General features: G+C 69.6%; 11 protein-coding genes. 3 read left to right on the top strand and 8 right to left on the bottom strand.

The genetic code is table 11. The features are described 5' to 3' along the window. Positions 1-16: 16 nt before the first annotated feature. The 5 genes from ACZ607_RS19760 to ACZ607_RS19740 all read right to left on the bottom strand — a co-directional run bounded on the left by ACZ607_RS19760 (position 17) and on the right by ACZ607_RS19740 (position 6,505). Positions 17-1,084: an FUSC family protein gene (locus ACZ607_RS19760; RefSeq protein ID WP_469736216.1), complete on the bottom strand. Its 1,068-nt coding sequence runs from the start codon at positions 1,082-1,084 to the stop codon at positions 17-19. Positions 1,085-1,131: 47 nt separating this feature from the next. After that, positions 1,132-2,598 carry a glucose-6-phosphate dehydrogenase gene (gene zwf / locus ACZ607_RS19755; RefSeq protein ID WP_469736215.1) on the bottom strand — a complete coding sequence of 489 codons (1,467 nt, stop codon included), beginning with the start codon at positions 2,596-2,598 and terminating at the stop codon, positions 1,132-1,134. Then, positions 2,598-4,076 carry a sugar porter family MFS transporter gene (locus tag ACZ607_RS19750; protein WP_469736214.1) on the bottom strand — a complete coding sequence of 493 codons (1,479 nt, stop codon included), beginning with the start codon at positions 4,074-4,076 and terminating at the stop codon, positions 2,598-2,600. Before ACZ607_RS19750 ends, zwf begins: the two co-directional genes overlap by 1 nt. Positions 4,077-4,386: 310 nt before the next feature. Next, positions 4,387-5,454 (bottom strand): potassium channel family protein, encoded by a 1,068-nt coding sequence (locus tag ACZ607_RS19745; RefSeq protein WP_469736213.1) that lies wholly within the window; start codon positions 5,452-5,454, stop codon positions 4,387-4,389. 337 nt (positions 5,455-5,791) lie between these two features. Beyond that, complete coding sequence (locus ACZ607_RS19740) at positions 5,792-6,505, bottom strand: FadR/GntR family transcriptional regulator (protein ID WP_469736211.1); 714 nt, start codon at positions 6,503-6,505, stop codon at positions 5,792-5,794. A gap of 171 nt (positions 6,506-6,676) precedes the next feature. Here ACZ607_RS19740 and ACZ607_RS19735 point away from each other — a divergent pair, with 171 nt between their 5' ends. Both ACZ607_RS19735 and ACZ607_RS19730 read left to right on the top strand, forming a co-directional pair. Next, positions 6,677-7,966, top strand: a complete 1,290-nt coding sequence (locus ACZ607_RS19735) for an SLC13 family permease (protein WP_469736209.1) — start codon at positions 6,677-6,679, stop codon at positions 7,964-7,966. A 100-nt stretch (positions 7,967-8,066) separates the two neighbouring features. Then, entirely contained in the window at positions 8,067-9,521 is a 1,455-nt protein-coding gene (locus ACZ607_RS19730; protein WP_469736207.1) for an acyl-CoA synthetase, read from the top strand. 235 nt (positions 9,522-9,756) lie between these two features. Here the strand turns inward: ACZ607_RS19730 and ACZ607_RS19725 are convergent, their stop codons facing one another. Both ACZ607_RS19725 and ACZ607_RS19720 read right to left on the bottom strand, forming a co-directional pair. Further along, entirely contained in the window at positions 9,757-11,166 is a 1,410-nt protein-coding gene (locus tag ACZ607_RS19725) for a cation:dicarboxylate symporter family transporter (RefSeq protein WP_469736205.1), read from the bottom strand. Between the two features lie 317 nt (positions 11,167-11,483). Then, a complete protein-coding gene (locus tag ACZ607_RS19720; RefSeq protein WP_469736203.1) occupies positions 11,484-12,548 on the bottom strand; it encodes a GNAT family N-acetyltransferase in 1,065 nt (354 codons plus the stop codon). Between the two features lie 30 nt (positions 12,549-12,578). On the opposite strand from ACZ607_RS19720, the gene ACZ607_RS19715 reads away from it, so the two are divergent. Further along, positions 12,579-13,034 (top strand): MarR family winged helix-turn-helix transcriptional regulator, encoded by a 456-nt coding sequence (locus ACZ607_RS19715; RefSeq protein WP_469736201.1) that lies wholly within the window; start codon positions 12,579-12,581, stop codon positions 13,032-13,034. Between the two features lie 457 nt (positions 13,035-13,491). Here ACZ607_RS19715 and ACZ607_RS19710 read toward each other — a convergent pair whose 3' ends face one another. Continuing rightward, positions 13,492-14,121, bottom strand: a complete 630-nt coding sequence (locus ACZ607_RS19710) for a TetR/AcrR family transcriptional regulator (protein WP_469736625.1) — start codon at positions 14,119-14,121, stop codon at positions 13,492-13,494. Positions 14,122-14,215: the final 94 nt, after the last annotated feature.

Below are 14,215 nucleotides of genomic sequence, written 5' to 3'. Positions count from 1 at the left end.
ATCGGTGCCGGTCCGGCTACCCCCCGGGATGCGCCCGGCGTTCGAGGGCGATCTCGGTGGACCCGTCGCGCACCGCCCGCACGGCCTCGTCCGGGTCGGCGCCCGCGAAGACCAGGATGTCCGCCGCGACCAGCCGTACGCTCTCCCCCACCGCGACCGGCACGGCGGAGCCGCGTTCCGGGGCGTCCCTGACGACGTCGAGGGTCCGCCGGGCGGCGTGCTGGAACACGGCATGGCTTCCGTGCGCCTCCGCCAGGGCGTCCAGGACCCCGGACAGCCCCCGCACCGTGGCGGCGAGTGCCTTTCTGTGGCCGGGGTCGAGGAGCGTGGCGCCGCGGATGAGGGTGAGGCAGCTGTTGCCGAGCAGGTCCAGGTAGCGCGTGGCGGAGATCTCCCGCTGGATGTGCTCCCGCCGGCCGCGCCATCGCGGCGTCCGGCGGGCGACGGCGATCGCGTCGTCACGGGTACCGCCGAGATCGTTCAACAAGGTGTAGACCGGGCGCAGTTCCCTCCAGGACTGGTCCTCCCGCTCATCGGTCGAAGCGTCGAGCGTCCGGGCCACCAGCTCCAGCGCACGGCTCAGCCCCTTCAATGTGGCGCTCTCGGCCCCCCTCAACAGGGTGAACGGGTGTGGAGGGAAGAGGACCTGGCTGAACACGAGTGCGACCCCCGCCCCGAGCAGGGCATCCTGTACGCGGTCGATACCGGCCCGCTGCCCCGCCGCGACGGAGATCACCGCGCCCACGGCGGCCTGCGCCATCGTGATGCGCTCCCCGTCGATCACGAGCGCGACGAGGAGCGCGCACAGCACGGCGGCGCCGACAGCTCCGTCACCGTGGCCGAGAAAGCGGAAGGCCACCTGCCCCACGAGCACACCCGCGATGACCCCGGACATGACCCGTACCGCGTTGGTGCCGCGCCCGCCCACCGGTGTGTTGAGGGCGACGAGGGTCGCGATCGGGGCGAACAGGGGGACGTGGTGGTCGAAGACGTTCCCGGCGATCCACCAGGAGAGCGCTGCCGCCCCGGACTGCTGGAGTACCGGCCACAGGTTGTCCTTGACGCGCGACCACGCCTCGTACATGGCCCTCCCTCCCTGCCCCGGGCAGGGTCGGTTCGCGGCGGGGGTGCTCAGCCGGGCGGGTTGCCGTCGGGACCGTGCTCCCCGGTCGGGTGGGCGTCGTCGAACAGTCGGGGGCGCAGCTCGTGCCAGTTCCGCAGTCCGGGAAGGCGGTCGCCGGCTTCCGGGCCCCAGCTTCCGGGCGCGTACGGCAGCGGCGGCTCCGCCGGGTCGAGGACCGGGCCCACGATGCGCCAGCACTCCAGGACGGTGGGGAAGAAGGCGAAGCACTCGGGGTCGCCGACGACGGCCCCGTGCAGGATGTTCTCGTACGGGAGTTCCTGCCGCCCCAGCACCTGCGCGAAGTCGACGCCGATGGGCACGGTCAGCGGTCCGTCGGTGCTTTCGGGCTTGTTGAGCATCAGGTCCGCCCGGATGCCGGTGTCGCCGTCGATGCGGAAGCGGATGATGTTCGGCGGCGTCTGTATGTCGTCGCCGCCGAAGAGTTCCAGCGGGGGCTTGCGCAGTTCGACGACGACCTCGGTGGCGGAGACGGCCAGCGCCTTGCCGCTGCGGAGGTAGAAGGGGACGTCGGCCCAGCGCCAGTTGTCGACGAACATACGGGTCGCGAAGTAGGTTTCCGTGGTGGAGCCGGGCCCGACGCCCTCGACGTCCCGGTAGCCGTCGTACTGGCCGCGAACGGTCGCGGCGGGGTCCATGGTGCGGGTCGCGTGCAGGGCCCGCCACTTCTCCAGCCCCTGTGCCTGGGCGTTGGTGGCGCTCGGCGGTTCCATCACGAGGAGGGCGAGGACCTGGAGCATGTGGTTCTGGACCACGTCGCGCAGACAGCCCACCGCGTCGTAGAAGGAGCCGCGGTCGGCGACGTCGAAGTCCTCGGCAAGGGTGATCTGCACGTTGTCCACATAGGCGCGGTGCCAGATCGGGGCGAGCAGTGTGTTGGCGAACCGGGAGACCATCAGGCTCTCCACCGCGCGGTTGCCGAGGAAGTGGTCGACGCGCAGCAGATGGGCGTTGTCGAAGTGGGCGGAGAGGTCGTCCTGGAGCTTCCGCGCGGAGTCGAGGTCGTGGCCGAACGGCTTCTCCACCACCAGCCGGGCGTTCCGGTTCAGGTGCCCGGTGGCCAGCGAGCCGGCGACCTCGGTGAACAGCGCCGGCGGGATCGCCAGGTAGTACGTCACGAAGCCGCGCCCGGCCACGGCCTCGCGCAGCCGGGTGAAGGTGGCGGCATCGGCGAAGTCCCCGGTGACGATGGACAGGTTCGCCGCAAACCGGGCGAAGACTTCCTCGTCGATGTCCGTGCCCTCGGCGGCGACCGCCTCCCGCGCGTGCCGACGCAGGGCGTCGTCGTCCCAGTCGGTGGCCGCCACCCCGATGACGGGCACGGTGAGCTTGCCGGACTCGGTGAGCCGGTACAGCGCGGGCAGCAGCATCTTCTTGGCCAGATCGCCGGAGATGCCGAAGAGCACCAGGACGTCGGACTGCTCCATCTCGGTCGGGCTGAGGAGGGTTTCGGTCATCACGACCGTCCTTTCCGGTGGGCTGCCGCCTTCGAGGGGCTGTCCGGCGGGCCCTGGTCGCGCCCGAACCGAGCATTCAGCGCCGCCTCGATCTGTTCGGGGTCACGGCCCTTGGTCTCGGGCAGATAGCGGCCGACGAAGAAGAACGCGGCCACGCAGATCGCGGCGAAGATCCAGAAGGTCTCCCCCTGGCCGAGGGCGGAAGCCACGGGGAGGAAGGCGAGGCTGACGACGAAGTTGGAGATCCAGTTGACCGCCGTGGCCACGCTCGATCCCTCCGCCCGGACGGACGGCGGGAAGATCTCGCCCAGCAGCGTCCAGAACACCGGGCCGAGGCCGCCCGCGTAGGCGGCGATGTAGATGACCATGAACAGCAGTGTCAGCACCGAGTTCATGCCGACCACGAACGCCAGCCCCAGCATGAAGATCGACACCGCCATGAGGGCCAGGGAGACGAGCACCATGACACGGCGGCCGGCCCGGTCGACGAGGCGGATCGCGACGAGCGTCATGACCAGGTTGATCAGGCCGATGAACACGGAGTAGAAAATGGAGTTCGACGCGTTCAGACCGGTCTGCTGGATGATGGTCGGCGCGTAGTAGATGATCGTGTTGATCCCGCCGAACTGCTGTACGGCGGCGAGGGTGAGGCCGACGACGAGGGCCGGACGCAGGTCGGGCGTGAGCAGCCTCTTGGCCGTCCCCCCGGAGGACTCGGCGTCCCGTTTCTGCTGCTCGCGGTCCTCGGCGATCCGGTGCTGGGCCCGGGCGATCAGGGCGTCCGCCGTGGCCTCGTCGGCGACCGAGGCGATCCCCTCGCGCGCCCTCTCCGCCTGGCCGTGCGCGATGAGCCACTGCGGCGACTCGGGCAGGAACCACAGGGTCGCGGCCACCATGAGAGCGGCGGGGACCGCACCGACGGCGAACATGGCCCGCCACATCTCGCTGCTGGAGAAGGCGAGGTTGACCAGGTACGCGATCAGGATGCCGAGGGTGATCATCAGCTGGTTCATCGTGAGCAGCCGGCCGCGGATCTTCGTCGGTGAGATCTCGGAGAGGTAGACCGGAACCGTCGCCGACGCCGCTCCGACCGCGAGGCCGAGGATGATACGGCCCACCATGAGGACGGGGTACCCGTTCGCGGTGCTCGCGATCGCCGTACCGACGATGAACACCACGCCGATCAGCCCGAGGGCCTTCCTCCGGCCGAGGCCGTCGGAGAGCCGGCCGGCCGAGGTGGCGCCGATCACCGCGCCGATGAGCAGCACGCTGACCACGCTGCCCTGCTCGAAGGAGTTCAGGTCGAAGTCCTGCTTGATGTACAGCAGGGCGCCGGACACAACCCCGGTGTCGAAGCCGAACAGGAAGCCGCCCAGAGCGATCGCGGCCGCCCAGCGGGTGATCTTCCGCTGGCCCTCCGCCGGGATCTCGGTGAGCGGCCCGTGGGTTCCGGGTTCCCTGGAAAAGCCCTGGGCCATGTCGCTCCCTCCGTCGTGAGTGGGCTCGTCCTGGCCACACCACCACCTTTCCGGACGAAAGGACGGTGGTGCGAAGCAATCGGGTGGCCTGAGGACGAAGTGAACTGGACGTTGGCGACCACGACGGGCCGGCACTCGCCCTATCGGGTGACGCGCCGCCGGACGGTGAGGCCCGTCCCGGCGTCCAAGGTGTACGTGACCTCAGGGGCCGGACCGGAAGGGGCGGCCCGTCGACCCGTGCAGGCTGTGGGCGTACGGGAGCAGAAGCGGTTCGCTCTCCCGCGTCGCGGTAACGCCGCGGAAGCCTCGCTCAGTCCTTCTCCTCGTCACCTGCCGTCCGCCGGCGGGACGCGGGTGTCTCGCGGGCGATGACCAGGCGGTCGTCGGCGCGGACGGTGCCGATCCGGGAGTCGCTGTACCGCAGGGGCTTGCCGTCGCGGACCACGGCCAGCACGGACTCGGCGATCTGTCGGGGATCACGGCCGACCTCCGTCGGTTCCGGGGAGCGTTCGGCGACCTCCAGTCCGAGTCCGGCGGAGAGCAGCTCCTCCAGCACCGTGCCGACCGAAGGGGTCAACGATGCGACGCCGAGCAGGTGTCCGGCTGTCTCGGAGGATGTGATGACGTTGTCCGCGCCGCCTTCGCGCAGCAGGGCGACGTTCTCGGCGTGGGACACGGAGGCGGTGATGACGGCGGTGGCGTTCATCCGGCGGGCGGTCAGGGCCGCGAGGACGGCGGTGTCGTCGCTCGCGGTGGCGATCAGCACGTGCCCCGCCTTGCCCAGCTCCGCCCGTGCCAGCACGTCGGAGCGGGTTCCGTCGCCGACGATGCCGACGAGGCCGTGCCTGTTCGCCTCACCGACGGCGGACGCGGCGACGTCGACCACCACGATCTTCTGGGGCTGTGTGCCCCGTGCCCGCAGGGTGGCCACCGCGGCCCGGCCCTGGGTGCCGTAGCCGACCACCACGGCGTGCTGTCGCACCTTGCTCCTCCAGGTCTGCTCGCGCCATTCGGCCCGGGTCCGTTCTGTCAGCGCGCTGATCGTGGTGCCGACCAGGACCAGCAGGAAGCCGAGGCGCAGGGGGGTGATCACCAGGGTGTTCACGGTCCGCGCCGAGTCGCTGGCCGGGACGACGTCCCCGTACCCGATCGTGGTCAGGGTGACGACCGAGTAGTAGAAGCTCGTCAGTAGACCGAGTGGGTGTCCGGTGGAGTCGCGGTAGCCGCTGCGGCCGAGGTAGACGACCACCGTGCCGAGAAGGATGAGCCCGAAGGCGAGGACGAGCCGCGACACGATGATCCGGAACGGGCCGCGCGGCCGGTAGGGGAACCCGAACCGCGACCGCCGCCCGGCCTGGTCCTCGCCCTGGACGTCCACGGGGCCGAGTCTCCGGCACAACCGGAACGGCGACCACCGGAGGCGACCGCGGAGCCGGACCGATAGGGCTGTCGGGAGACCCCGGGGCCGCGCGTGGCCACCTGCGCCGGGGGCGCACGGCGCAGTCAGCTGGCAGCGGGCAGCTGGCAGGCGCTGGACCGATGGACCCGCCACTGCCCCGGAGGGAAGCCGACGCTCCCGTCACCGTCACCGTCGGCAGCGGGCATTCGGCGTGGAGCGAGCCGGCGCCCGGAGGGTTCCGGTTGTCCCGGTCAGGGGCGGCCTGGTCGGTCGACGGCAGGACCGGACCGCGAGCCGGTTGCCGGGACGGGCCGTGTCAGCCTTCTCCGCTCTCCGGGTCCCAGTCGAGCAGCCGGACCTTCGCGACCGTCCGCACATGGCGGCGCATCGCCGCGGCGGCCCCCCGCCCGTTGCCCGCTTCGATCGCCTCGAAGATGGCCATGTGCTGCGCGAACGACTTGGAGGGGCGCCCCGGTTGGCGCAGTGACTCGTGGCGGGACTCCGTGATCTGCTCGGCGATCGAGCGCATGAACTCCGCGAGGAGCGTGCTGTGGGCTGCTGCCGTCACGGCGGCGTGGAAGCGACGGTCGCCTTCGACGCCGTGCTCGCCTCGCTCGATCTCCCGCGCCATGAAGTCGAGGGCGGCGCGGACCGCGGCAAGGTCCTCGTCCGTACGGCGTTCCGCAGCGAGTTCGGCGAGCTTGGTCTCCAGGGCTTCGCGTGCCTCGAGAACGTCGGGCAACCGGCGCCGGCGTTCGACGAGCTGCTCGACGGGTTCGGCGACGTCGAGGCTGTCGCCGACGAGGTAGGTGCCGCCGCCGTGGCGTACTTCGACCAGGCCCTGCACTTCGAGGACGACGATGCCCTGTTTGACCGAGGCGCGGGAGATGCCGAGGCGCTGGGCGAGTTCGCGCTCGGGTGGGAGACGGTCGCCGGACGTGAGGCCGGACTCGGTGGCGTAGGTGCGCAGGCGGTCGATGACCTGTTCGTAGAGGCGCGTGCGCCCCACGGGCCGCAGTGCTTCAGACATGGCCCGTCCCCCTCCCGTGGATCTCCGCAGCGTAGCAGCGGAGTTGGACAAGTGGCTGAGCCAATGTGCGCGCACCCTCTTGACGAGGATGGACACGCCCCCGACTCTGTGGATCACCAATCGGCCGAGTGGCTGAGCCACTTGGCCAATCCTGCACCCGGGGAGCCCCCGATGTCCGCGGAACTGATCTCGATCCTTGTCCTCGTAGTGGTCTTCGTGATCGCCACCACCCGCTCGATCAACATGGGGGCGCTCGCCTTCGCCGCGGCGTTCGGCGTCGGTGAACTCGTCGCCGACCTCGACGCGGACGGCATCTTCGCCGGATTCCCGGGCGACCTCTTCGTCGTCCTGGTCGGCATCACCTACCTCTTCGCCATCGCACGGGCCAACGGCACCACCGACTGGCTGGTGCATGCCTCCATCCGCTTGGTCGGCGGGAGAGTCGCGCTGATCCCCTGGGTCATGTTCGTGATCACCGGCGCCCTTACGGCGATCGGCGCCGTCAGCCCGGCCGCGGTCGCCATCGTCGCTCCGATCGCGCTCAGCTTCGCCGCGCGCTACGGCATCAGCCCGCTCCTCATGGGCGCGATGGTGGTTCACGGCGCGCAGGGCGGCGGGTTCTCGCCCATCAGCATCTACGGCTCGATCGTCAACGGAATCGTCGAGCGCGAGAACCTCCCGGGCAATGAAGTCGCCCTGTTCCTGGCCTCCTTGGTGGCGAACCTGATCATCGCAGCCGTCGTCTTCGTCCTGTTCGGCGGCCTGAAGCTGGCCCGCCACCGCACCGACGCCGGCCGCACCGGCACCGACAGCGACAGCGACAGCGACAAGGGGGCGACCTCGGAGTCCACCGAGGAGAGCCGCCTCACTCCGCCCCGTATCGCCACCCTCATCGCCCTTGTCGCCCTGGTTGTCGCCGTGCTCGGCTTCGACCTCGACGCGGGTCTCACCGCCGTGACGCTCGCCGTCGCACTGAGCGCCATCTGGCCGGTCACCAGCCGCAAGGCCGTCAGTGAGATCGCCTGGCCGACCGTACTCCTCATCTGCGGTGTCATCACCTACGTAGGCGTCATGGAGGAGATGGGCACCATCAAGTGGGCGGGCGAGGGCGTCGGCGACATCGGCATACCCCTGCTCGCGGCCCTCCTGCTCTGCTACGTCGGCGCCATCGTCTCGGCCTTCGCCTCCTCCGTCGGCATCATGGGCGCCCTGATCCCGCTGGCCGTCCCGTTCCTCGCGCAGGGCGAGATCGGCGCGATCGGAATGATCGCCGCGCTTGCCGTGTCGGCAACGGTCGTGGACGTCAGCCCCTTCTCCACGAACGGCGCCCTCGTGCTGGCGGCCGCGCCGGATGTCGACCGTGAACGGTTCTTCCGGCAGTTGATGGTCTACGGCGGCGTCATCGTCGCCGCGGTCCCCGCCATCGTCTGGCTGGTCCTGGTGGTACCCGGATTCGGGTGACACGCCCGAGGAAGCCCTGCCCCGCCCGTGGAGCCGCCCGCCGACCGATGAGCGGCGGGCGCTCCGCGCCGCCTGAATTCCATGAATCGGAGTACGACACGTGAGTCACCGGACCACGCCCCTGTTCCCCGCCCTGGCCGAAGGCTCGTCCCGGCCGGCCCTGACCTTCGGCGCGCGCACGCTCTCGTACGAGGAACTGGCCGAGTCCGCCGGCTCTCTGGCCGCGCTGCTCGGCCAGGCTCCCAGGGTCGCCGTCTGGGCGACACCGACTCTTGAGACGGCGGTCGGCGTGGTGGCGGCACTGCTCGCCGGCATCCCTGCCATCCCGCTCAATCCCAAGGTCGGCGAGCGGGAGCTCACCCACATCGTCAGCGACAGCGAACCGTCACTGGTCCTGGCCAGGCACGGCGACGAGCTGCCGCCCGCGCTGTCCGAGTTGGTCCGCATCGACATCGAGGCCACGGCCACCACGGACCATGAGCACACCTGGACCGAACCCGCTCCCGACCATCCGGCCTTGATCGTCTACACCTCCGGCACCACCGGACCGCCCAAGGGCGCCGTCCTGCCTCGTCGAGCGCTGTCCAGCACCCTGGACGCCCTGGAGGACGCCTGGCAGTGGACCTCGCAGGATGTTCTCGTGCACGGGCTTCCCCTGTTCCACGTCCACGGATTGATCCTCGGCATCCTCGGCCCGCTGCGGCGCGGCGGATCGGTGCGCCACCTGGGCCGGTTCAGCACGGACGGGGTGACCAGGGAACTGAGCGCCGGGGCCACGATGCTCTTCGGCGTACCGACGATGTATCACCGGATCGCCGAGCGACTGCCTGAGGACCCCGCACTGGCCGAGGCGCTGGCGGGAGCGCGGCTACTCGTGTCGGGGTCCGCCGCACTTCAGGCCCGCGACCACGAACGGATCCGGACCGCGACCGGACGGGCCGTGATCGAGCGGTACGGAATGACGGAGACGCTGATGAACACCAGCGTCCGCGCGGACGGCGAACCCCGGGCGGCCGCGGTTGGCGTACCGCTGCACGGCGTCGAACTGCGCCTGGTCGACGAGAACGGCCTCGAACTCCCGGACGAGCCGGATCAGGTGGGCGAGATCCAGGTGCGCGGCCCGAACCTCTTCCTCCAATACCTCAACAGGCCGGACGCCACCGCCGCCGCCTTCACCGACGACGGCTTCTTCCGTACGGGCGACATGGCGGCACGGGACCCGGACGGCTACGTACGGATCGTGGGCCGCAAGGCCACCGACCTCATCAAGAGCGGCGGCTACAAGATCGGCGCGGGAGAGATCGAGAACGTCCTCATGGAGCACCCGGCCGTACGCGACGCCGCAGTGACGGGCGAGCCCGACCCCGACCTGGGCGAGCGAATCGTGGCGTGGATCGTGCCCGGGAATGCTGAACAGCCGCCTACGGAGAAGGAACTGGCGGACCACGTGGCGGCTCAGCTCGCCCCGCACAAGCGCCCACGCATCGTCCACTACCTCGCCGAGCTGCCGCGCAACGACATGGGCAAGCTCATGAAGAAGGCCCTCCATGCCTGACCCCGGCCCTGGGCCCCGCCTCACCGATGCCACCGCGTCCGCGGCCCACGTGGAGTGGTCCTGAGGTGTGCGCTGCTGCGCAGGAGCGGGCCGAGGTGCAAGTGGGGGTCCCAGCGACGGGACACGAGTGGCCGCCCGACGAGGAGCTCAGGCGGCCGCCACATCGGGCTGGCGTGCCGAAGCCACGCCTACGGCCTGGGCCGCCCACGCGCGGCTGGCCGGGCGTCGTGCCGAATCAGGACGGCAGCTTCTGCATGTCGCCGTCTGCGGACGCCGAGAACCCCTCTTCTCGCGCCGGTCCCTGCTCCTGCCCCTGCTCCTGCTCCTGCTCCTGCTCCTGCTCGGGAACGAACGCGATCTCACCGTCAAGGACCTTGCGGGCGCGTTCGTGGTCGAGGGCCTTCTCCCACGTGGACACGGCGAACACAGCTACGCAGTTGCCCAGGAGGTTGGTGGCCACCCGCATGGTGTCCATGATGCGGTCGACCCCGAGCAGCAGTGCAACGGCACCGGCCGGGATGACTCCGAGCGCGGAGGCGGTGGCGGACAGCGCCAGGAAGGCCGAGCCCGGAACGCCGGCCATGCCCTTGCTGGTCAGCATCAGGACGAGTACGACGGTGACCTGCTGGCCGAGAGTCAGCTCGACGCCTACTGCCTGAGCGATGAACAGGGTGGCGATCGACAGGTAGATGGACGCGCCGTCGAGGTTGAAGGAGTAGCCGGTGGGCAGCACCAGCCCGACCGAGTCGTCGCGGCACCCTGCCTGTCGCAGCTTTTGCATCATGCGGGGCATGACCGTCTCGCTGGAGCCGGTTCCCAGCGCCAGCACAAGCTCCTCGCGCGTGTAGCGCACGAACTTCCACAGGTTCACGCCGGTGAACAGTTTCAGGGTCATTCCCAGGAGAAGCAGGAAGAGCAGGGCTACGGCGTAACACACCCCGATGAGTTTCCCGTAGGTGGAGAGGGCGCCGAGGCCGTACTCCCCGACCAGGTGTGCGGTGGCGCCGAACACGGCCAGGGGCGCCAGGCGCATGACGAAGCCGACGATGGCGAAGATCACGTGCTGAACCTGGTCCACGGCAGGGAGAACGGCCGGCACCTTGGTGTGTCCCAGGTGCAGCAGGGCGGCACCCACCAGGCAGGCGAGGACCAGTACCTGCAGCAGGGAGTTCTCGGCGAAGGCGCCCACGGCGCTGTCGGGGAGTGAGTGCAGCAGAAACTCGCCGGTCGAGGGCAGTTCGGCGTCTCCCGTCTTCTCGTTGACGGCCGAGGCGTCCAGGGAGGCCGGATCGACGTTCATCCCGTCACCCGGCCGGACGAGGTTGCCTGCCAGGAGCCCGAGCACCAGGGCTACGGTCGTTGCCGCCTCGAACCAGATCAGCGCCTTGAGGCCGATCCGCCCGAAGGACTTGAGATCGCCGGCCTTGGCGATGCCGGTGACCACCACACAGAAGACCAACGGGGCGATCATCGCCTTGATCAGCCGGACGAACCCGTCACCGAGCGGCTGTACGGCGGAGCCGACGTGCGGCCAGGCAGCCCCCACGACGACACCGAGCACGAGTGCGCCGAGGACCTGCGCGAACATGGAACTTCCGAGCGCTTTGGCGAGACGACGGAGCGGGGACGGGCCGCGTGCCGGCATGTTCTACACCCTTCACTATTCCGCATTGTGGAATGAATATTCCGATGACCTTGGGTGCTTACTATTCGGCGGCCCGGTCACTCAGGGGAAGGGCTGAGTCCGCATCGGCAGAAATTTAGGTGGATCCTCCAACGACCTACGCGTCGAGGTTCGCCCGCCGCCCGGGTCGAGGGCCGTCGGTCGCCTGACGGGTCGTCTGAGCATGAGATCTTGGGCTGACGTCTCGGCCGAGATCATGCTCAACGGGCGACGGGACGGGGTGGCGCGCCAGTTCGGTCCCCGTCCCAGCTCGGCGAGTACACCAGCTGGACGGGCACTCAGGCACGAACGGGCTTCGCCAAGTTGACGTCGCCGCCCTCGCCGAGGCCGGCGACACGGACATAGCCATGGCGCCGGTAGAAGGAGAGATTGCGGTGGCTGGCAGCGCCGGTGGAGAGGACGATCCGGGTACAGCCCTCGCCAACCGACTCGGCTTCACGCAGCAGCCAGCCGCCTATGCCGAGTCCACGCAAGTCGGGGGCGACAGCGAGTCGCCCGATGCACAGGTCACTCCCGGCTCGTCGGGTGCGCACCACGCCCAGTAGCCGGCCGTCACGCCACAGGCCCGTCGTGTGCCAATCGGCCAGCCACACGCGGACATCTGCGAATGACTCATGGAGTGCGGGAATGGCCAGCGTCTCGTTGGCGAGCGCCTCCTCCATCCAGCAGCAACGCTGCAGCACGATCACTTCGGGGGCGTTGCGCGGGCCCAGCCGACGTGCGTACGAGCCGGGGAGTGGCCCTTGGACAGATGCCGGGTGCTCGCGCTCACGCATCGGGTTCAGGGCGTGAGCGAGCCGGACGAGTTCCGCCAGCAGACCCTGCGCCGCTTCCGCGTGACGGGGAGCAGGCTCCAGACCCTTGCCGCCCGTCACCTCCGCGATCCGCAACGCAACGGTGGCTCCCAGGGGGACCAGCCTCAAGGTACTCACCACCTGCTTGGCATGCTGAACCGCTCGGGTGCCGGCCGAGGTATGGCCGTAGCTGACGAAGCCCACCGGCTTCCAGGCCCATTCGGGCCCCAGGTAGTCCAGAGCGTTCTTCAGGGTCGCCGGCATGCCGTAGTTGTACTCGGGCGTCACGACTATGAAGCCGTCAGCCTCATCGACCATCCGGCTCCAGCGGCGGGAGTGCTCGTGGCGATGGATCCCGCTGGAGGGATGCTCCTCCTCATCCAGGAACGGCAGATCGAGGTCACCGATCGATACGGGGACAAGGTCCACCCCGAGCACCTCGGAGCTCGGCGCGAGCGTGTCCGTCAGCCAGCGCCCGACTGCGGGACCGAGCGCGTTGGGACGAGTGCTGCAGACCAGGACGAGGACACGCAAAATTTTCATTGACATGGAAACGAAAGTAGACAGTAGATTGATTACATGTCAACGAAAAATGAAAGCGACTGGCTCGCGCCCGACGAGGAGCGCGACTGGCGGGCGTACCTGCGTATGGTCGCCACCGTCCAGGTCCGCACCGCGCATGATCTGGCCACCCTCGGCCTCTCCGAGCCGGACTACGAGGTACTCAGCACCCTGTCCGAACGAACGAACGGCACCAGCACACTGCATGAGCAGGCCACCAAGATGGGCTGGTCGCGCAGCCGCCTGTCCCGGCACGCCTCCCGCATGGAAGCCCGCGACCTCATCCGCCGCGCACCCGACCCGGCCGACGGCCGAGGCTGTCTGCTCGCCCTTACCTCCACCGGCCGGCAAACACTCCGGGACGCCGCCCCCCACCACGTCGCGTCCGTGCGCCGGCACTTCGTCGACCGCCTCACACCCGACGAGCTCACCACCCTCGGCCACATCGCGCGCAAACTGTCGAAGGACGAGTAGGACAGCGCCGCACACGATCACCAAACCGGCCGCCGCTCAGATGGCCGCGAAACCCGAAGACAGCACGCGAGCATCCTGCGGGCACCCCGCATTTCGGGCGTGCGTGATGTCCGCACAGCTGGCCGGCTCGGCCGGACGGGCGGGCGCGAAGGTGCACGAGCGTGGCCAACAGGCGGTCATGACGACCAGATTGCGCTTGGCCCCGGCGCCAACGGCCCGGCGGCGAGGTCGAGACGTCAGCACAGCCTGGTGCCACTCGTGCCACAACAGGCCGAGTTCAGCGCCGAGTTCCGCGATCACGTCGGGCGTAAGCCCGGTGATCCGCCGGCTTCGGATGCTTGCCGCCACGCGTCCGGTTCCCCACCACACGGACCATGATCAACAATCAAGGTATCGACGCGCTACCGCCAACCATGCACGAGCTCGCGCGTCGGCTCCGGGTGAGGCATGGCTGCAATCACTCGTTCTGAAGCGGTGTCCCGTACGTGGCATCAAGCACCAGAGCGAGCAGCCGGTCGGGCTGTTCCGCGTCGTGGCTGCGAGCTGTGGACAGCGCGATCCCGACGACAAGTTGGATCAGGTCGTCGGCGGTCAGGCCGGCGCGTGCCGTGCCCCGCCGCTGGGCCTGGGCAAGAAGACCGGCTGCGGCGTCCAGGATCAGCCGGTGACAGTCGATCCCCAGCGCGACCGGCTCCTCCACCATCAACGCGCCCCCCAGGCCTTGGTTGAGCCTGGCATGAACGAGAAACGCGCGCAGCCATTGCGCCAGCGCGTCGTCGGCGGGTTCCGACGAGGACAGCGTCGCGGCGAGCTCGCACAGCGTCTCGATCCGGCCTTCGAGGACCGCGGTCAGCAGGGCGGAGCGGTTCGGGAAGTGACGGTACAAGGTGCCCGGGCCGACGCCCGCTCGGCGGGCGACCTCGTTGGAAGACGCCTCGGGTCCGGCTTCGGCAAATACTTCCTGCGCTGTGGCGATGAGACGTTCCCGGTTGAGTCGCGCATCGGTACGCCGCAGTCGTCTCGGCCCAGGTTCTCGGCGCCCTGTTGGGGTCGGTGCCGGTCGTGCTGCTCGGCTCGGCGTACGTATCCCGGACCGGGCGGTACGGCGCCTGCGTGCACTCATGTGGCGCAGTGGTTCGGTGCTGCTGGCGCAGGGCTGGTGGCCGGGCCCGGAGGTGCAG

The sequence above is a fragment of the Streptomyces sp. NPDC104381 genome, assembly GCF_055583745.1.
This window is presented reverse-complemented; position numbering and strand designations above follow the sequence as displayed.

Excerpts from the sequence above, each read along its gene's own strand:
- ACZ607_RS19760 (WP_469736216.1), bottom strand. The coding sequence starts at position 1,084 with ATGTACGAGGCGTGGTCGCGCGTCAAGGACAACCTGTGGCCGGTACTC.
- zwf (WP_469736215.1), bottom strand. The coding sequence starts at position 2,598 with ATGACCGAAACCCTCCTCAGCCCGACCGAGATGGAGCAGTCCGACGTC.
- ACZ607_RS19750 (WP_469736214.1), bottom strand. The coding sequence starts at position 4,076 with ATGGCCCAGGGCTTTTCCAGGGAACCCGGAACCCACGGGCCGCTCACC.
- ACZ607_RS19740 (WP_469736211.1), bottom strand. The coding sequence starts at position 6,505 with ATGTCTGAAGCACTGCGGCCCGTGGGGCGCACGCGCCTCTACGAACAG.
- ACZ607_RS19735 (WP_469736209.1), top strand. The coding sequence starts at position 6,677 with ATGTCCGCGGAACTGATCTCGATCCTTGTCCTCGTAGTGGTCTTCGTG.
- ACZ607_RS19725 (WP_469736205.1), bottom strand. The coding sequence starts at position 11,166 with ATGCCGGCACGCGGCCCGTCCCCGCTCCGTCGTCTCGCCAAAGCGCTC.
- ACZ607_RS19720 (WP_469736203.1), bottom strand. The coding sequence starts at position 12,548 with ATGTCAATGAAAATTTTGCGTGTCCTCGTCCTGGTCTGCAGCACTCGT.
- ACZ607_RS19715 (WP_469736201.1), top strand. The coding sequence starts at position 12,579 with ATGTCAACGAAAAATGAAAGCGACTGGCTCGCGCCCGACGAGGAGCGC.